Annotated in this window: 16 protein-coding genes and 2 tRNA genes; 12 read left to right on the forward strand and 6 right to left on the reverse strand. The window is 64.7% G+C overall.

Features of this window, described 5'->3' with window-relative positions; translation table 11 throughout:
* Nucleotides 1-315 precede the first annotated feature (315 nt).
* Nucleotides 316-2,313 carry a discoidin domain-containing protein gene (locus tag HUK82_RS03945; protein ID WP_176612703.1) on the forward strand — a complete coding sequence of 666 codons (1,998 nt, stop codon included), beginning with the start codon at nt 316-318 and terminating at the stop codon, nt 2,311-2,313.
* 367 nt (nt 2,314-2,680) lie between these two features.
* Here HUK82_RS03945 and HUK82_RS03950 read toward each other — a convergent pair.
* Both HUK82_RS03950 and HUK82_RS03955 read right to left on the reverse strand, forming a co-directional pair.
* Nucleotides 2,681-2,756, reverse strand: a tRNA-Ala gene (locus HUK82_RS03950).
* 81 nt (nt 2,757-2,837) lie between these two features.
* Nucleotides 2,838-3,479 (reverse strand): Maf family protein, encoded by a 642-nt coding sequence (locus HUK82_RS03955; protein ID WP_176612704.1) that lies wholly within the window; start codon nt 3,477-3,479, stop codon nt 2,838-2,840.
* 420 nt (nt 3,480-3,899) lie between these two features.
* Between HUK82_RS03955 and hemE the strand changes: the two genes are divergently transcribed.
* From hemE to HUK82_RS03975, 4 genes are all read left to right on the forward strand, one after another.
* A complete protein-coding gene (hemE, locus tag HUK82_RS03960; RefSeq protein ID WP_176612705.1) occupies nt 3,900-4,961 on the forward strand; it encodes a uroporphyrinogen decarboxylase in 1,062 nt (353 codons plus the stop codon).
* A complete protein-coding gene (locus tag HUK82_RS03965; RefSeq protein WP_176612706.1) occupies nt 4,961-5,653 on the forward strand; it encodes an HAD family hydrolase in 693 nt (230 codons plus the stop codon). The genes hemE and HUK82_RS03965 overlap by 1 nt, the downstream gene beginning before the upstream one ends.
* Nucleotides 5,650-6,093: a protoporphyrinogen oxidase HemJ gene (gene hemJ, locus HUK82_RS03970; RefSeq protein WP_176612707.1), complete on the forward strand. Its 444-nt coding sequence runs from the start codon at nt 5,650-5,652 to the stop codon at nt 6,091-6,093. Before HUK82_RS03965 ends, hemJ begins: the two co-directional genes overlap by 4 nt.
* Before the next feature lie 79 nt (nt 6,094-6,172).
* The gene (locus HUK82_RS03975; protein ID WP_373318222.1) at nt 6,173-7,606 is read left to right on the forward strand and encodes an MATE family efflux transporter; all 1,434 of its coding nucleotides are present in this window, start codon (nt 6,173-6,175) and stop codon (nt 7,604-7,606) included.
* A 20-nt stretch (nt 7,607-7,626) separates the two neighbouring features.
* Here the strand turns inward: HUK82_RS03975 and HUK82_RS03980 are convergent, their stop codons facing one another.
* On the reverse strand, nt 7,627-9,597 hold the full coding sequence (locus tag HUK82_RS03980; protein WP_176612708.1) for a S9 family peptidase: 1,971 nt from the start codon (nt 9,595-9,597) through the stop codon (nt 7,627-7,629).
* Between the two features lie 220 nt (nt 9,598-9,817).
* On the opposite strand from HUK82_RS03980, the gene HUK82_RS03985 reads away from it, so the two are divergent.
* From HUK82_RS03985 to HUK82_RS04015, 7 genes are all read left to right on the forward strand, one after another.
* On the forward strand, nt 9,818-10,432 hold the full coding sequence (locus HUK82_RS03985; RefSeq protein ID WP_176612718.1) for a DedA family protein: 615 nt from the start codon (nt 9,818-9,820) through the stop codon (nt 10,430-10,432).
* A 41-nt stretch (nt 10,433-10,473) separates the two neighbouring features.
* Nucleotides 10,474-11,427: an SDR family oxidoreductase gene (locus HUK82_RS03990; RefSeq protein WP_176612709.1), complete on the forward strand. Its 954-nt coding sequence runs from the start codon at nt 10,474-10,476 to the stop codon at nt 11,425-11,427.
* Between the two features lie 184 nt (nt 11,428-11,611).
* Nucleotides 11,612-12,823, forward strand: a complete 1,212-nt coding sequence (locus HUK82_RS03995) for an MFS transporter (protein WP_246495245.1) — start codon at nt 11,612-11,614, stop codon at nt 12,821-12,823.
* Between the two features lie 88 nt (nt 12,824-12,911).
* A complete protein-coding gene (locus tag HUK82_RS04000) occupies nt 12,912-13,490 on the forward strand; it encodes an LOG family protein (RefSeq protein WP_176612710.1) in 579 nt (192 codons plus the stop codon).
* A 79-nt stretch (nt 13,491-13,569) separates the two neighbouring features.
* Nucleotides 13,570-13,646, forward strand: a tRNA-Pro gene (locus HUK82_RS04005).
* Nucleotides 13,647-13,937: 291 nt separating this feature from the next.
* On the forward strand, nt 13,938-15,854 hold the full coding sequence (locus HUK82_RS04010) for a Hint domain-containing protein (RefSeq protein ID WP_176612711.1): 1,917 nt from the start codon (nt 13,938-13,940) through the stop codon (nt 15,852-15,854).
* Between the two features lie 108 nt (nt 15,855-15,962).
* Complete coding sequence (locus HUK82_RS04015) at nt 15,963-16,337, forward strand: hypothetical protein (protein WP_176612712.1); 375 nt, start codon at nt 15,963-15,965, stop codon at nt 16,335-16,337.
* 98 nt (nt 16,338-16,435) lie between these two features.
* Here HUK82_RS04015 and hemH read toward each other — a convergent pair whose 3' ends face one another.
* The 3 genes from hemH to HUK82_RS04030 form a co-directional block, all read right to left on the reverse strand.
* The gene (gene hemH, locus HUK82_RS04020) at nt 16,436-17,470 is read right to left on the reverse strand and encodes a ferrochelatase (protein WP_176612713.1); all 1,035 of its coding nucleotides are present in this window, start codon (nt 17,468-17,470) and stop codon (nt 16,436-16,438) included.
* Nucleotides 17,454-18,131 carry a hypothetical protein gene (locus HUK82_RS04025; RefSeq protein ID WP_176612714.1) on the reverse strand — a complete coding sequence of 226 codons (678 nt, stop codon included), beginning with the start codon at nt 18,129-18,131 and terminating at the stop codon, nt 17,454-17,456. Before HUK82_RS04025 ends, hemH begins: the two co-directional genes overlap by 17 nt.
* Nucleotides 18,128-18,741 (reverse strand): NUDIX domain-containing protein (locus tag HUK82_RS04030; protein ID WP_176612715.1); only part of this gene is annotated, 614 nt, incomplete at its 5' end. The genes HUK82_RS04030 and HUK82_RS04025, both read right to left, overlap by 4 nt.

The raw sequence follows: 18,741 nt of genomic DNA on the forward strand, positions 1-18,741 counted from the left end.
TGAAAATGCAGGCGCTGAAATAAGAAAGAGAACGAGAGATAAGGATAGGCCGGAAGAATGCCTCGGTCGAATCATGTATGAATACCACATGCCAAGCCGCGGCCCATGAGACATGGTCCGTGACGACTGAAATGAAACTGCTATTTTGGGAGAACGCGGCCGTTTTCCGACCGCTTACTTTTCTGCTACGATAGTGCGCGCGCAATTGCAATCACCATCTTCCGCCTCGTTTCGAGGTTGACTTGCTCGCCCGGCAACTTTCTCATGAGTTTCAGTCCTCAAGAGACCCAACCGCCCCAGAAAGCCGCCCGCCGGATGACCGAGACCGTTGTTCCCTACACGCTTCATCGCCTCAGTTCCCGCGTCGAGGAAGACCAGGCACTCCGCCGTACCCAGGAGTCTCGTGGGCTGGTGCAGGGACAGGACTACGCGTTTCATACACGGCATGAGTATTTCCCATGGTGTGACGTCGATCTTCTCTCGCCTCGACCGGTCAGCCGCATCACACTTGAAAACACGCATTTCGATCCACAGAACCTGCAACAGTTCTCGCTTCTGGGCTCCGACGATGGGATCCATTGGACGCCTCTCTACGCCCACACGGACTGGACCATTCCCGACCATCATCACGATTTCAGAATTGAGGTCGTACTCCCGGCCCCCCGTATGGCGCGTTTTCTTCGGGTACGCGTCGACGCTCTCGGATGTCTGCATCTGCGCGGCCTGACGGTACTGGCCTCCGACACCCTCGTTCCCACCGCTCACGATACGCGCGGCCCCGATAGCGTCGTATTCGCCACTAATTTCAATGAGTCAGATGAATTTCTGGACGATTACATCGACAATTTTCTGTCTTATTCCTCAGAATCATGCCGACTGGTCGTGAATTTTCCTGCCGGACGCACCATTCCGCCGTCACATTTTGCCCAACATACCCGGATATCGCTTTTCAACGGCAGCATAGAACGCTCAAAGTGGGGTATCAGTCTTCTTCTGGGACATTCCGAATCCTTTCAACATGCGAAGACGGTTTTCGGAACCTTCGATTATTTTTGTACCATGGCTTCGAACAGCCTGTTCGTGCGACCGGTCAATATAGACGCAGCGATTGCCCTGCTACCCCTACGCGCACGCGTTCCCATCGGCTGCGAGCGAAACTACAATCCAGATATCGACGTCGATTCCGGCACGGTGCCGCACGGTGGCACATGGGCCTGGAAAGGCTTGCAACTGGCGGCGGAAGCACGTGACTTCATGCGCGACGTCTTCGGCATCGAGCGCTATTCCGCCACACAGATCGAAGGCCTGTTCGCGACGACCGAGGACTGGGCCGTGGTGTTCGACCGCCATGACGACCTGGTCCAACTCGGCCGCGTGCTGGACACATGCCGCAGTGAATCCCACGCCCTAATGGCCCTCGAAGAGTGCCTGCCGCCAACCCTGTTCGAGGCGTATGGCAGCGGACGCTACACGCACTTGTGCCGCGTGCTGTGGCATCACCACCGAGCAATCACGCTGGCCGAACTTCTTGCCATGCCCCCCCGGCTGCCCGACCACATCAGCGCGTTGAAATGGTTCCAGCGCGACCGGCACGATCTGAATACTGCCCTCGTGGTCACCGGAAATGGCCGCGCCCTGCTCGATCTTCTGCATGCGGCCGCCAGTCCCACCATTCCCGTCGACGCACCACCGCCGTTGCGCCTGACACAAATCCTGACGCACGGCAGCAGCAGCGGCCTTCGCTCCCAGCCGCTCTCGCAGCGTTACTGGCGCGACCGGCCCGGGGCGCCCCGCCGCCAGTTGATCACCACCGGCAACTGCCGGGCGACGCGGCAACGCGCCGCGATCGAGCTCAATACGGACGCCGGCCTCCCCGACTCCATTCTCTGGTATGAAGACACGTCGCACCGCGTGCAGGGGTCAGTCCTGATCACCGAAACAGACCGTACCCGCCTGCAGGCATCTCTCAGAGCATGGAACGACGATGGCACACACGTGTCCGCCGACACCCTCGAAGCGTATCTCTATTTACCCCTGAGTGGCTCGACCCGCGTCCTTCGAATCACCGATCCCCGTCGGCAGACGCGGTCGCTGTTTCTCCAACAGATAATGCCCGTGATCACACGCGTGGGAGATTTTTTCTACGAGGCCCTACCCTCCGACCCACGCCAGACGGATCACGGCACAACCTACGACCTTCCGGTCAATCGCCAGGACGATGCAATCCCGGCGTGGCTCGGCCTGCCTCTCTTCGCGCGAACAGACTTGCGAATCGAGATCGAAATCCTCACCGATCATGGAGCGTTACGCTGACGTCCCCACGCAGGGATTTTTTTCGAGCGGGGGAACGACGGAGACGCGCAACGCGTCATCTCCGGATCCTATGTCGAACTGAAGCTCATCGCGCTCGGTGCGCATGCTCGCAAGACGGCGAATGCCGCGCTGACGGATCCCCGCATTCACAATAGCACAGGGAAGGTTTTTGGCGTGCCCGCCGCCGCTGACGAATCCGCTGTCGCGCCACAGGCGATCCTGTTGCGCTGCCCGCAGGAACCAGTCTCGCCCGATCACAGTCGCCGGCCGAAGAAAAACCAGTTCCCTGTTCAGCGGTGGCTGTCTGGGACACGATTGTGATCGGTCTTAGACTTTATTTTATTTATCGAATATCTTGGGAATTTACTGGTGGAGCCAATCGGAATCGAACCGACGACCTCCTGAATGCCATTCAGGCGCTCTCCCAACTGAGCTATGGCCCCACCGAAGCCCCGGGTTTGGGTATTCCCGACGCGTGTTGGCGGGGTATAGCGACGGACGCGATGGCTGACAAGCCGGAAAATTCAGATCGGCGCGGCATGAAGATCGCGCAGCGCGGCAAGCAGGGGCAACATCGGCAGGCCCAGGATCGCGCTATGGTCGCCCTCGATCGCCTCGAACAGATGGACACCCGGTCCTTCCAGACGATAGGCCCCGACACTGGCCAACACGGCGTCTCCCTCCATCGCCAGATAAGCGTCCAGACACGCGTCTGAAAATGACCTCATCCTCAGCGACGGCCGCGCGACGTGACGCCAGAGTACGTCGGTCCCCCGGCAAACGACAATCGCGGTATGCAGGTGATGCGTCCGCCCCCGCAGGGCCAGCAGATGCCGACGCGCCTGAGCGCGATCCGCAGGCTTGTCGAACCGTTGTTCGCCGAGCGCCAGAATCTGGTCCGCCCCGATGACAAGAGTTCCATCCGAAGACGCAACAGCCCGTGCCTTCGCCTCGGCCAGCGCGCACGCCGTCTCATCGACGCCAGCCCCCTGCTCCCTGCACATGCGCTTGATCATGTCCTCATCGACGCCCGAGGACCGCACGCGGACGGCAATTCCAGCGGCCTGAAGGAGATGCCGACGGATTTCCGATTGACTCGCCAGCAGGACTGGCGGGTACGACCCCAGTACTGGAGTCGCCTTTAGTACTACAGAATCGTCGTTCATCGAGTCGATCGCCTCCCGGCCATGTTGAAACCCGCCATCAGGCCCGTGAGTACTGTCGCGAGTACTGGGGTACATGGGGACAGTACGCCTGACCGACGCCACCCGTACCGAGTACCGTGCATAACAGACGCGCACGTCAGCGGTGTGAGTTGTACACAGCCTCGGTTGGGGAAAAACGGGATAACACGTAAAAACCTTTCTGTATCAACGCGCCAGCATCTGTACACAGGCGGGGAAAAACGGGGTACATTTTCGGAAACCCGGGTACCACACTGCCCACAGGGAACAACGATCATCCTCTCCTTTTCTTTCTTCTTTTCTTTTTGAAAGGGAGAGGGTCAGGTTCGGGGCGATGACGAACGCGCCGCTTTCCTGTAGGACCGTCGGCACTCATTCAGACCAGACGGGAAAGCACCGACCATGCCGATCTCCGACAAGCCGCTGCTGCGCGTCCTCAACGGCGAATCCGTCTGGCCGCCGCCACTATGGCTGATGCGACAGGCCGGCCGCTACCTACCGGAGTTCCGGGCACTGCGGGAAAAGGCCGATTTCCTGACGCGATGCCTGACCCCCGATATCGCCACCGAGATCACGCTCCAGCCCATTCGTCGCTTCGCGATGGACGGCGCGATCCTGTTTTCCGACATCCTGATCCTTCCCTGGGCGCTGGGCCAATCGCTGGAGTTCATCGAAGGGCGGGGCCCGGTGCTGCCGCCGATCCGGTCGGCCACCGATCTCGACCGGCTCGACGCTGCGCGTGTGCCCGAAAGGACCGCACCGGTGATGGAAGCCCTGGCACGCCTGCGCGCGACACTGGACGGTGACGGCTCCATCGGCGCGGCCAAGGGGGGGGCGGTGACGTTGCTGGGATTCGCCGGCTCGCCCTTCACGGTCGCGTGCTACATGGTCGATGGGGGCGGCGCACGGGAATTCCCGGCCACACGCTCCATGGCCTATCGCGATCCGGCCCTGTTCGACCGGCTGATCGACCTCCTGACACGCACCACCGCCGACATGCTCTGTGCCCAGATCGAGGCCGGGGCCGAAGCCGTGATGCTGTTCGACAGTTGGGCTGGCCTTTTGCCGCCCACCCTGTTCCGCCGTTATGTCATCGCGCCGACCCGCGCCATCGTGGCGGAAATCAACCGCCGCCATCCCAACGTGCGCATTGTCGGCTTCCCACGTCTGGGAGGCGTCATGATCGGCGAATACGCACGTGAAACCGGAGTGAACGTCGTCGCTATCGACACCGGGGCGGACATGCGCATGGCCACCAGCCTGATTCCCCCCCATGTCGGGGTGCAGGGCAATCTGGATCCGCTTCTGGTCGTCGAAGGCGGCGACGTCATGGTGCATGAAGCCAAGGCCCTGCGGGATTCGATGCGCGGATTGCCGTTCGTCTTCAATCTGGGTCATGGCGTGGTACCCCAGACACCGCCCGAACATGTGGGCGCCTTGGTCGAGGCAGTACGAGCGGTCTGATGACGACGAAGCCGACACCGCGCCTCGTGATCTTCGATTGCGACGGTGTGTTGATCGACAGCGAGGGTCCGTCCTGCCGTCTGATCGCCCGCGATGTGCGCGGCCGGGGAGGGGACCTCGACGATGAACGCGCACTGGATTTCGCCGGCATGTCACTGACCGAAATCCGCGAACGCCTGAACGGCAGCGGAACCATCGCCCTTCCGGACGACTGGGTAGCCAAAATCCAGGAACAATTGGTGGAACTGATGGGCCAGGAGGCCCGCGCCATCGACGGGGCCGAGGCAATGGTGGCGGCCGTCATCGCCATGGGTCTGCCGGTGCGTGTCGGCTCGAACAGTTCCATGGCGGAAATGGCCGCCAAGTTCGAGCGCGTGCGTTTCGCCGGTGCCCTGGACGGGCGAACCCACTCCGCACGTGACATGGGCGCCCCCAAGCCCGCGCCGAACGTGTTCCTCCACGCCGCGCGACAGGAACAGGTTCCGCCCGACGCCTGCGTCGTGCTCGAGGATTCCGACACCGGGCTGGCGGCCGCGCACGCTGCGGGAATGACCTGCGTCCTGCTCCGCGCCGCCGCCGAACCGGTCCCGGTCTGGGCAAAGACATGGCCCGACCTGCATCGCATCACCCACCCGGACGCGTTCGCCCCGCTTCTGCACCGGTTGTGCGCCCAACGTCGGCAGGCGGCATGATCGTGCTTCTGCCTTGGGCTCGATGGATCCTTGCCCTGCACGTGATCGCCGTCATCGCGTGGATGAGCGGCCTGTTCTACCTGCCGCGGCTCTTCGTTTATCATTGTGAGACCGCGCCCGGCTCGACAGAGAGCGAGCGGTTCAAGGTGATGGAGCGCCGTCTGCTACGCGCGATCATCAACCCCGCCATGGTGGTGGCGTTCGCCTGTGGCGCGGCGCTGGCGGCGACACCGGGGCTGATCGACTGGTCCGCCGGCTGGTGGCACGCCAAGCTGGCCGGCGTGATCGGCATGTTCGCTTTCCACGGTGCCTGCGCCCGCTGGCGCCGCGCCTTCGCCGACGATCGCAACACCCGGTCGGCACGCTTCTATCGCCTCGCCAACGAGGTGCCGACGCTTCTGATGATCCTGATCGTGGTGATGATCATCGTCCGACCGTGACTGGATGGGCGTGAAAAGCCCACGTTCGGCCATCGTCGGGTCGGATCGGTTCTGGTAGGATGGCGGGTCAGAGCAAGAGTTGGGAGCGCGCGTGACGACACCCCCGACGCCACGTCAGGCGCATTTCTGCACCGGCGATATCAGGCGGCATGTGATTGTGATGGCGGGGACCGGGACCATCGGCCTGATGGCCGTATTTCTCGTCGACCTGCTGAATTTCACGTATATTTCGTGGCTGCACCGGCCGGAACTGACCGCGGCCATCGGCTTCGCCGGCGCGCTGGGCTATCTGCAGATCGCCGTCTCGATCGGCATGACGATCGGCCTCGGCGCGGCGGTAGGGCGCCAGATCGGTGCACGCCAGCACGACGCGGTGCGCCTGACCGCATCGTCGTTCCTGATCGTGATGACGCTTGTCTCCCTCGCGCTGGGGTGCCTGACGGCTGTGTTCTCCACCCCACTTCTGGCGCTCATCGGCGCGCGGGGCGAGACGCTCCGACAGGCGGCGGGGTTTCTGCACGTCGTCTCGCCGGCGCTGCCGCTGGTGGCGCTCGGCATGGGGTTTTCGGCCCTGATGCGCACAAGCGGCGATGCGCGACGGTCGATGAACGTCACGCTCGCCGGGGCTATGATGTCGGCCTGTCTCGACCCGGTGATGATCTTCGGGCTGCATCTCGACCTCATGGGTGCGGCCATCAGCACCGTCATCTCCCGTGCCCTGACGATGATGCTCGGCTATCGCGGGCTTAGACCGCACGACATGCTCCGCTGGCCCGGCTGGACGGACATTCCACGCCATGCCCGGCCTGTGGGCGTCGTGGCAGGCCCGGCAATCCTCACCAACCTCGCAACCCCGGTCGCGGGTGCCTACGTGACCAACGCGATGGCACGGTTCGGCACCGACGCGGTGGCCGGCCAGGCGACGGTCGAGCGTATCGTGCCCGTGATGTTCGCCTTCGTGTTCGCGCTGACGGGCTCGGTCGGGCCGATCATGTCGCAAAATCTGGGCGCGGGCCTGATCGGCCGTACGCGTCAGGTGCTCCGTGTCTCGTTGTGGATGGTGGCCGGGTGCGTGGGCCTTGCCTGGATCATTCTGGCGTTGGGCCAGTCCGCCGTCATTGCGGTGTTTGCCGTCCACGGCGTCGGCATCGCGATCGTTCGTCTGTTCTGCAACTGGACGGTGGCCAGTTACCTGTTCGTCGGCATGTTGTTCGTCGCCAACAGCGCGTTCAACAATCTGGGCCATCCCCTGTATTCGACGTGGTTCAACTGGGGGCGGGCGACGCTCGGCACCATACCGTTCGTCGCCCTGGGGCTGCACTACGGACCGCTGGGCGTGATGATCGGGCAGGCGGCGGGCGTCAGCGTGTTCGGCCTGGCCGCCGTGGCGGTGGCGTTTCGTGTGGTGGGCCAGCTAGGCCCGGGCCCGCACGTCTCCTCCGTGCCGATCGACGTTCCGGCACGCACGCCCGAGGGCGCCCTGATGGAGATGCAGGAACAGGACGACGACTGAAAGCGCCCGCGACAGGCCGGTCAGGGAAGGAACGGGATCGGCACCTCCGCGACCCCGGGCGGGGTAAACCCCAGCACGGCACCATAGAACGCCAGTTCCGTCTCAAAGACCGTCCGCAATGTGGCGCCAGAGCGAAAGCCGTGCCGCTCGCCGGCGAACGCGACCATGGCCGCGGCCACACCATGTCGACGAAGGCCCGCCGCCATGGCGTGCGCCTGTGCGATCGGCACGACCAGATCCTCCTGACCATGCAGAAACAGGACCGGGGACCCGATGGCCTCAGGATGGTGACACGGCGAGCGCGCCTCATACGTTGCGCGGGCCTCGGGCCACGGACCGACGAGCGTGTCCAGATAGCGGGCCTCGAACTTGTGGGTGTCGCGCGCCAGCAGCGACAGGTCGGTCACACCATACAGCGACGTGCCCGCGGCAAAGGGCGACCCCGGCGCCGCCAGCGCGTTGAGCACCGTCAGGCCGCCCGCGCTGCTGCCGCGAATGACGATGCGTGCGGGATCGACCCAGCCGCGCGACACCAGATCACGGCACGCGGCGATACAGTCGGCCACGTCGCGCTCGCCCCACTGGCCGTCCAGCGCCTGCCGAAAGCGGCGTCCGAACCCGGTCGAGCCGGCATAATTGACGTCCACCACGGCAAAACCGCGCGATGTCCACCACTGCACCTTGAACGAAAGTGCCGTGTCGGCCCGCGCCGTGGGGCCGCCATGGATCATCACCACCAGCGGCGGTTTCTCGCCTTCGGGCACGCAGGCATCGGGGCTGGTGGGCGGATAGAACAGCGCATACGCTTCACCCGCCGGTCCCTCGAAGCGGATCGGCACGGCCCGTGCCACCGCCTCCGGGTCGAGGGCATTATCGTCCGCGGATGTGGTCAGCCGGGTGATCGGCGCGTCCGGTCGGCCGATCGCGACAGCGGGCAGGGCGTCGGGGGGCGCGTCGATCCAGGCGAACCGCCCCGATCCATCGCCCAGCGGCAACGGACAGCCGGCCGGATGGCCAAGCCTTACATCCCGGCTGACGCCGTCCCGATCGATCAGGACACACCGGGCGACACCTGCCTCGATCGCCAGCGCCAGATAACGGCCCTCCCCCAGAGGTGCGACCCACGTCTCGCCGAATTGCCACGCCGGGCCGCCGATCTCGGCCTCGAGCGAGGTCAGGGCATGCGCTCGCGCGTCATAAGCGACCGGCGTCCACCACCCGCCGGCGTCGGAACAGGCGATCAGCCGCTCGCCGTCCCACACGGGCGCTATGGTCGAACCGTCTTCGGCAACGCTCACCGGTTGATCGAGCGATAGCCTGCCCGCGTCGTCGCGCGTCAGCCGCGCACGCATCAGGGTCGTCCGCTCCCACGGCATAGACGGATGGTTCCACGCGACCCAGGCGAGCGAACGGCCGGCCGGGTCAGGGCGCGGGGCGGCCAGAAAATCCGGCCCCTCGATCAGGACCTGGCCCGGGTTCGCGGCGGCATCGGATGTATCCGTCAGGGAAAAGGCCACGATCGCCGCGCGTGGCTCGCCCGGGCTGCGATGATCCTCCCTGATGGCCAGCACCGTCGTCCCATCGGGCAGAAACACAAGGTCGGCAAAGCGCAGCCCGTCGACGGCACACAGAACGCGCGGCGCCGCCCCGGGTGCGAAGACCCACAAAAAGCCGTCGCTCCGGTTGCTGGCGACCACGACACCGTCCCGCACCGCGTAGGCGCCGCCGCCATATTCATGCACACGCGTGCCGATGTCGAACGGCTGGGGCGTGAGCTCGGACACCATCGTGCCCTCGCGCCATCGCAGCGCGGTCGTGCGCCCGTTTTCCGAGGGCCGGGATTCGAGCCACAGCACATCGCCACCGTCGACGCGCAGGTCCGCAAGGCGTGCGCCGCGTCCGGCAACCATGTCCGCGGTCACGGACGAACGCCACGTGCCGCAGGGCGTCGGCGTCCGGTTGCGAGGCGCGGGGAAGGGGGGTGCGGACATAAACGAGGATCCCGTAAGCGTGGCGGAAAACGCGCGGCCTTCACAGACGTTGCGACGGGCGTGACTTGACAGGGCAGCGCGCAAGCGGTTCCTCGGCAGGTTCTGCCCATCGGCGCCTGCGGATGGCACCGTTATCGTTGACGCGAGGATTGCGACCCTGCTCGATTTTTTCAATCACCTTCTGGCGGAATATGGCTATGGCGTCGTGGCGGTGGTTGTGATGCTGGAAAGCATGGGTCTGCCGCTGCCGGCCGAAAGCCTGATCATCACGACCTCGCTTTACTGCGCGGCGACCCACCGCCTGCAGATCGAGTGGGTGGCCGCTGCCGCCGTAGTCGGGGCGATCATGGGCGACAATTTCGGCTATCTGATCGGGCGCGCGGTCGGCTTTCGCATGTTGCGCAAGTATGGCGGCAAAGTGCGTCTGACGCCCGAGCGGCTGGTGCTGGGTCGCTATCTGTTTCGGCGTCATGGCGGTCAGGTGGTGTTCTTCGGCCGTTTTATCGCCGTTCTGCGCGTGTTCGTCGCGCTGCTGGCCGGCGCGAACCGGATGCCGTGGCACACGTTCCTGTTCTTCAATGCCCTGGGTGGCATCTGCTGGGCCGGGGGCTATTCGCTGGCGACGTACTATCTCGGCCATCGTGTTCTGGCATTGTCCGGACCGATCGGTATCGCGGTGGGAGCGGTCGCGGTCATCGTGCTGGGGGGCGGCTTCCTGTTCCTCAAACGCAATGAAGAGCGCCTGACACGCGAGGCGATGGTCGCTGCCAAGGAGGACGACAAACGCCATGGCGGCTTTGCTGACGAGACGGAGCCCCACGCGACGGGGCGCTGAGCGCGCCTCCGGGCGCGGACAACCGGAAAAGGAACGCCCGCATGAACGCGCATGGTGGCTGGTCACCTGAGAGTCTTCCCCATCGCAAGGGCGCGCGGGCCATCGTCACCGGGGCGACCGGCGGCCTTGGGCTCTGGACGGCACTGGGGTTGGCGCGCCTTGGGCTACACGTGACACTGGCGGGCCGCAGCGCCGCCAAGGGCGAGCATGCGCTGGGATTTCTCCGCCATCACGCGCCCGATGGCGTCTTCACGTTCCGTAAACTCGATCTCGCCTCGCTTGCCTCCGTGCGTGCGTTCGCCGAGACGACACTCGTCGCCGGTGCGCCGGTTGATGTTCTGGTCAACAATGCCGGCGTGATGGCGCCCCCTTCGCGCCAGGAAACGCAGGACGGGTTCGAACTGCAGTTCGGAACCAATCATCTGGGCCATTTCGCCCTGACCGGTCTGCTGATGCCTGCGCTGCAGCGAGCGGCCGGGGGAGGGACCGTCGTCACCGTGGCCAGTCTGGCGGCGTGGAAAGGCGTTCTGCCCTGGGGCGACCTCAACGCCCGGCACAGCTACAGCGCCTTCGGACGCTACCGGCAGAGCAAGCGCGCCAATCTGGTGTTCTCTCTCGAACTCGCGCGACGGTCCCGCCAGTCGGGCCTGGGCGTGCACGCCCGAGCGGCACATCCGGGCTGGGCGCTGACCGATATCATCGACAACGGCCCGATGATTGGACGTAGCGGCTGGTTCGCGGATATGCGCAAGACTTTGGCCCGTGCCGTCTTCGGCGCATTGGGGCAGGGGCCGGAGGAGGGCACTTGGCCGACGCTGTACGCGGCCCTCGACCCGGCGGCACGCGACGGTAGCTATTACGGGCCGCAGGGCAGCGGCGAGCGGCTTGGTGCACCCGGCCCGGCGCCGTTGCCGCCCGGAGCGGACGATCCCGTCACCGGCGCGCGTCTGTGGTCGGTGTCGGAAGATATGACCGGGGTGCGCTGGGCGGACTAGAGGCTGTCCGGTGGTCGGTCGTCGGGTCCAGATCATGTGGGCCGCGCACTCGACTCCCGGAGGCGTGAGCATCCCGGCCATCGACAGCGGCCCTCAAGGCTGGCAAGGGTTGACCCTACCCCCAAGAACAGTGCGTCTCGCGTGAGCGTCCCCCGCGCGCGAAGCGACGGAGGATGTGTCAGTCATGCTTGCCCTTCGGATGCCGGCCTCGCTCTCCGGACTCCGTGTCATGTCGGTGGTCGTCTTCACCTTGATGTCGAACATCGTGATCGGCCTGCCGATGGCCGTGATACCGATCTTTGTCCACTCCCGACTGGGCTTTTCGACGATCCTTGCGGGCTTTGCCGTCTCGCTCCAGTACCTTGCGACGTTCGCCGTCCGTTCGTGGACGGGCCGGATGGTCGACCGGACCGGTGCCAAGCAAAGCGTGCTGGCAGGTCTTGTCGCCACCGTCCTGTCGGGCGTGCTGACGACGATCTCGGGTCTGGTGCAGCATATCCCCTGGCTGTCTCTGGCCACGCTGCTCGGCAGTCGGCTTCTGCTGGGACTGGCCGAAAGCCTGATTTCGATCGGCGTCATGGTGTGGAATATCGAGCGCGCGGGCCCGGCCCGAACGGCGCAGGTCATTTCATGGAACGGGATTTGTTCCTATGGCGGCATCGCCCTCGGGGCGCCACTGGGGGCGGTCATGGCGCTCTTGCCCGGCCTGATGGGCGGCGTGACGACGCTGGGCATGGTGTCGGTGCTGGTCGGCCTCGTGGGACTGGGCCTGTGCCGCGGCTTCCCGCCAGTCGTGCGCGTGGCCGAGCCCGCGCCGCCGATTCCCTTCGCGCGCGTGCTGTTGCGCGTGTTGCCCTACGGCACGGTCCTTGCCCTCGGTTCGTTGGGTTTCGGCGCGATCTCGTCCTGTCTGGCGCTGTATTACACCGCCCACAACTGGAATGGGGCCGCCGCGGCGCTGAGCATCTTTGGCGCCAGTTTCGTCGCGGTGCGGCTGGTCTTTTCACGCGAGATCAATCGACGGGGCGGCAGCGCCGTGGCGCTGGTGTCACTGACGGTCGAGACGATGGGCCTCGGCGCCTTATGGCTTGCACCCACCAGTTTTCTCGCCGGCCTTGCGACCGGGCTGACGGGCGCCGGATTGTCGCTGGTGTTTCCGGCTCTGGGCGTCGATGCCGTGGCGCGGGTCGGGCCTGAAAACCGTGGCGCGGCCCTGGGGGCGTTCGCGGTGTTTTTCGACGTGGCGCTCGGCCTGTCGGGCCCGCTGCTGGGACTGGTGATTCAGAGCGTGGGATACGACCCCCTGTTCGGCGTGTGCGCCGTTCTGTGCGCCATCGGTGTCGCCATGCTGATCGTGCTGCGGTGGCGTCTGCCATCCCGGCGGCCTCCCGGCTGATTCCGGTCTTGCCTGCGCCATCCCGGCCAGACACTCTTGGGAGGCCGGGACGCCATCCGTTCCCGATAGCCGCGAGAGGGAACCCCGTATGAGCCTGTCTGTTGCTGTCTTTTGCGGTTCGCGCTTCGGCGCACGCCCCATCTATCGCGATGCCGCGATGGAACTGGGACAGGGTCTGGCCGCCCGCGGCATGCGTCTGGTGTATGGTGGCGGCTACGTGGGCCTGATGGGGGCGGTCGCGGACGCGACGCTTTCGGCCGGAGGCCGCGTTCTGGGCGTGATCCCGGAATTTCTCAAGGCACGTGAAGTGATGCACGAAGGGGTGCTCGATCTTGTCGTCACGGACTCGATGCATGCGCGCAAGACACTTATGTTCGCCGAGGCGGATGTCTTCGTCATCATGCCGGGCGGTCTGGGCACGTTCGACGAGATGATGGAGATCCTGACATGGCGGCAGCTCGGGTTGCACGCCAAGCCGATCTTTCTCGTCGATGTCGCCGGCTGGGCCGATCAGCTACAGGGGGCGCTGAACCGCGCGATCGAGGAAGGTTTCGCCGACCCGAGTGCCGCAACGCTGGTCGACGTGGTCCCCTCCGTCGCGTCTGTTCTGGCGCGTCTGGAAACAATCCGTCCGGCTGGGGGGAGGACGGTGGTCGATCGCCTGTGATCGACCACGCCATTGCCGATGGATGCGTGTTAGCCCCTTGCGCCCACGGCGCGGTTTCGGTATAGCCCCCATCCATCGTCGGAGTGTAGCTCAGCCTGGTAGAGCACTGTGTTCGGGACGCAGGGGCCGGAGGTTCGAATCCTCTCACTCCGACCAGACGATTTTTCCCACAATTCAGATTTAACGACATCAATTTCACAGCATGGTGAAGTTGACCATTTGGTCGTTCCGCACGATCCAAGGTGCAACAAGTACCGTTTTTAAAAAAAAGACAAATCGGAATCTGGCCCTTATTCCCGCTAAAAATCAGCAAAATCAATCATCTATCCTAAATTGGATTATGATAGAATGGTCACTTGGCCCTTGCATTTGGGCAAACCTTACCCCTACAAGCTGCCTGTTTTTAAATTTCTAACGCTTGTCGGGTAATCGGGCGGCAAAGGGTGCATGATGACTATTTCTTGGGTCGGTGGAGCGAGCGGTAATAGCTGGTGGGATTCGTCCAACTGGAGCGATCCTCAGGGTGTCTGGATCAACAATCAGCTCCAGAGCAATTTTGTCCCGCAAGCATACCCCTCCGACGCTGTCACGATCGCTGGCACCCATTCCGCATCGGTCATCGTCAACTACGTTGCGGATGCCGCGCACAGCTCGCTTGAATCGACGCAGTTAAGTTCTCTGCAGGTCGGCTCCTACGCGACGCTGGACGTTTTAGGCCCCAACGTAAGCGGAACGGTCTTTTCTGTTGAATCGCTGACCGTCGCAGCAAACGGCACGTTGGACATCAATACGACCGGCACTGTCGCTCTGGGCAACGCTCCGACAGTCAACGGTACGCTGCACATCACGAACACGACAGTGACCACGAGCAGCGACAGCGTGACCGGTTCGGGTGTCCTGATCATCGACAATGCGTCGTTCGGCAGCGCATCGGCGATGGTGCAGCTTGGCCCCAAGCTGACGACGGACCTGCGCAACAATGCGACCATTTTCCTCAACGACGCACAGGTCGGCGGCACCATCAACGTCGATGGTACGGCCAACCACATTGTGTTGTCCGATTATGACCAGACTATCGCGGCACCGATTACGGGCTATAACGCCAACACTGTCATCACGCTCGAGCGCGGCAGTGCCGCGCCCCAGACGGCGACGTGGACCAGCAATGGTGACGGCACCTACACCGTCAATATTGCTTTCGATATTTTTGGTAACGGGATCAAACTGACAAAGGTGTCGTTCGCCAGCACCCCGTCGGGCACCAGCGGCACGCTGACGATCACCAAGAACAGCGATGGAAGCTGGGACGTATCGGGCGCGAACGCCTGCTTCCTCGCGGGTTCCATGATCCGTACCCCCAAGGGGGAAGTAGCTGTCGAGACCCTTTGCGCCGGTGACGAGATTTCAGGCTTCGATCCTGCATCGGGCGAAGAGACGGTTCTTACCGTCGTGCGCGCTGCGCGCAGCACGGCCTATGTGCGTGGCAACATGGCGCGCGAGGACGCTGACTACCCGGTTCGCATTCGCGCCGGTGCGATCGCCGACGGCATTCCCGCACGCGACCTGCTGGTGACGGCCGAACATTGCCTGTTCCTGAACGGGCGCTTCGTGCCGGTGCGCATGCTCGTTAACGAGCGTTCGATTGCCTATGACACCACGTTCTCGGTGTATGATTACTTCCATGTCGAGGTGGAACACCATGCGGTCATCATGGCCAATGGCGTTCTGACCGAGAGCTATCTGGACACCGGCCATCATGTCGGCTTCGGCTCCGATACGGTTGTCGCTCTTCACCCTGTCGCAAAGACGTGGGCATCGGACGCGGCGGTGCCGCTGGATGTCAGCCGCGCCTTTGTCGAGCCCCTGTTCCGTCAGTTCGAACAGCGCGCGATCGAGGCCGGGATCGAGGCACAGCACACGCAGCCGGCCGTCACCGACGACGCCGACCTTCATATCGTCGGTGACAATGGCCGCATCCTGCGTCCGGTTCGTCGTACTGGCGGCCATGTCATGTTCATGGCGCCTAGCACCATGAAAGTGGCCCGGTTGGTGTCGCGCAGCAGCCGCCCGAGCGACACCGTGGGACCGTTCGTCGACGATCGCCGCTCGCTCGGCGTTCTGATCGGCAAGGTGTGCCTGTTCACTCCTGACACCGCACAGGACATCACGTGCCATCTGACCGATGCGGGCCTGTCCGGCTGGCATGGGCTTGAAGGCGGCGCGTGCCGCTGGACGACCGGTAACGCCACCCTGCCGCTGCCCGAGCGCGAGCAGAGCGCGGTGAGCATGTTGGCGATCGAGGTTCTGGCCGCCGGCCCCTATCGGGCGGAGCAGGACACGGTGGCCACGGCCGCCATCGCGTAAAGACAAACGGAGTTCGACATCGCGCCCTAATAACGCCGCGATGTCAAACTATGTCTAGGGTTCCGGTCGGATCGGTTTCCGGCCGGACGAACAGGATGGATTGCGATTATGAAGAAGCTGATGGCCCTGGGGCTCGGGTTCTCGTTGCTGACCGGTGCGGGTGTCGCCCAGGCGGAACCAGGCGGGTGCCTGAAATATGGCGCGGCCGGCGCGGTCGGTGGTCATGTCGTGCATCACGGCGTCCTGGGCGCGGCGAGTGGCTGCGTGGTCGGCATGTATACACGACACAAATATCGTCAGCAGGCGCGGTCGAAAGCGGCGCTTTATGACAAGGAGCATCCCGGCGCAAAGGGCTCCTATGCCGAGAAGGCAACGGCCTACGACGTCGAGCACTCGACCAACCCGGACACACCAGCAAACAGCACGGCCCCGGCAGCCGCGCAGCCCACTCCGGGCGGCCCCGACCAGAAAACGCAATTCTGATCCTGTAACGTCCCCCAACGCCTGACTCCGCCCGGTGCGGGTCAGGCGTTTTCGTATTGGCCATACGGCCGCGCGGGTTCCGCGCCGAAGACGCCGACTCAGGCGCCCAGCCAGCCGCCGAGTTCGCGGCGCGCCAGAGCCTCGAGCAGATCGATCAGCGCCGGCTGGTCGTTCAGGCAGGGCACGAGCGACAGCTGTTCGCCGCCGGCGGCCACGAACGCATGGCGCAATTCGTTCCCGATTTCGTCAAGTGTCTCGATACAGTCGGCCAGAAACCCTGGCATGATGACGCTGACCGACCGGATGCCGCGCTTGGGAAGCGCCTCCACAAACGGGGCGGTGTAGGGCTGAAGCCATTTGGTCGGCCCGAACCGCGACTGGAACGTCAGAGGCAGCTGCGCCTCGTCCAGTGACAGGGCCGCCCGCAGCGCGACCATGGTCCGTCGGCATTCGGCGTCGTACGGATCACCCGCTTTCACATACTGCACCGGCAAGCCGTGGAACGAGGCCACGATCAGATCGGGCCGGGTCGGCAGTGTCGCGACATGGTCGCGCACGCTGTCGGCCAGCGCACGGATATAGAGTGGGTCGTCGGGAAAACTCGGCGCTGTGCGAAACGCGGGCTGACGGCGCAGGCGCATCAGGGCGCGGAAGGCCTGGTCGTTGGCGGTGGCGGTCGTCGTGGCGCTGTATTGCGGATAGAGCGGGATTGACACGATCCGCTCACAGCCCTGTCGCATCAGCGTCGCGATGGCGTCGCCCAATGACGGAGCGCCATAGCGCATGGCCCAGGCGACGGGGACGCCATCGGCCGCCAGACGCGCCGACAGCAATTCGGCCTGCGCCCGGGTGTAGGTGCGCAACGGGCTTTCATCGCGATCCTCGTTCCAGATGCGCCTGTAAGCCTCCAGACTTTTGGCCGGCCGCGTGCGAAGGACGATCCCCCGAAGGATGGGCTGCCAGATCAGCTTGCTGGTCTCGATCACCCGCGTATCGGACAGGAACTCGCCAAGATAGCGTCGCACGGACTCGACACTCGCGGCGTCCGGTGTGCCGAGATTGACCAGAAGCACGCCGCATTTCCCGTGGCCATAGGGCTGGGCCGCGCTGGCGGGATCAAAAAGATAGCGCATCGTTCGTCCTGTTCGTAAGGTCGGTCAGAGCGGCATCGAGGCGCAGCGGACTATCACGTGTTTGAAGCGTTAGGCTGACGCCCCCCCCTGGTTCGAGAGCGCCGAGCTGGCGAAGGGCGTCGAGGTTGGGCACGACCGGCACGTCCCGCCCGGCCACGACCAGCGTGAAGTCCTGCCGTCGCGCGCGATCTCCGACGACGGCCTCGCCGTTCGGGCGCGACACCGCCATCGTGTCTGCGTCCATCAGACGTTCCAGACCCATCGCTTCGACCGGCGTCAGCGGCAGGAACATCTCCCAGCCTCGGATGGCCTGTGCACGGTGTCGCACCTGGCCGTCATCGGTGGCGGTCAGCATGCGATTGTGAAACGCGGCGAACGGACCGTCGCGGTCGGTGACGCGCAGCGCGATACCACCCCGGCCGGATGCTTCGCTGCACAATGTCGGCAGGGGCATCGGCGCCGTCACGCGCTTGACCAGCCGCACAGGGTCGCCGACGGCCGTGCGTGCGCTCAGCCCGACGAGCGAGAGGCCGGGCCGCCCCCCGCGTGCGATCGCGCATGGTCGCGCCACCAGTCGGTCCGGGCCCGGGTCGTGATCGAGAAAGCGGCCGAACCAATCATACAGCCAGTAGCCTTCGGCATCGCTGCCAGACGTCGTCATGCTGATACCCGCCGTTTCCTGTGCTGTGTGTGTCCATCGTCCGCCGCGTGTCCCGGCGCCCCGCCACCCATGGCGAGCGCCAGGGCCTTGCGCATCACCGACGGCAACGCCGCGCGCGCCAGGCGGTCGGGCGGGCACACATGCTCGTCGTTCGACACAACGCGGATCGTCGGGACACGGACGCAAAAAATCTCGAGTGTCAGGCTGAAATGGCTGAACACGTGTCCGACCGAACCCGCATGCGTCCACGCGGCAAGCGGCGGCAATGTATGACCTTTGGGAAGGCCAGTGGCCTGAAGCGCCTCTTCGGCGGACCAGGCCCCGTCGCGCCAGTCCGTGCCTGGCAGTTCCGTCATCCCGCCCAACAGGCCCTGGTCGGGTCGGCGGCGCAGCAGCACACCGCCATGGCGGTCGATCACGCAAAAGGTGACGCCGTGCCGCGCCGGTCGTGCCGTCTTCGCGGCGCGTCGCGGCAGCGTCGCGGCAATACCTTCGGCCAGCCCGGCACAGCCATCCCGCCACGGACAGACGGCGCAGGCAGGTTGCCGTGGTGTGCAGAGCGTCGCACCCAGATCGAACAACGCCTGCGCGAAGTCCGACGGCCGCGCCC

The sequence above is a fragment of the Ameyamaea chiangmaiensis genome, assembly GCF_013376175.1.
Classification (GTDB): domain Bacteria; phylum Pseudomonadota; class Alphaproteobacteria; order Acetobacterales; family Acetobacteraceae; genus Ameyamaea; species Ameyamaea chiangmaiensis.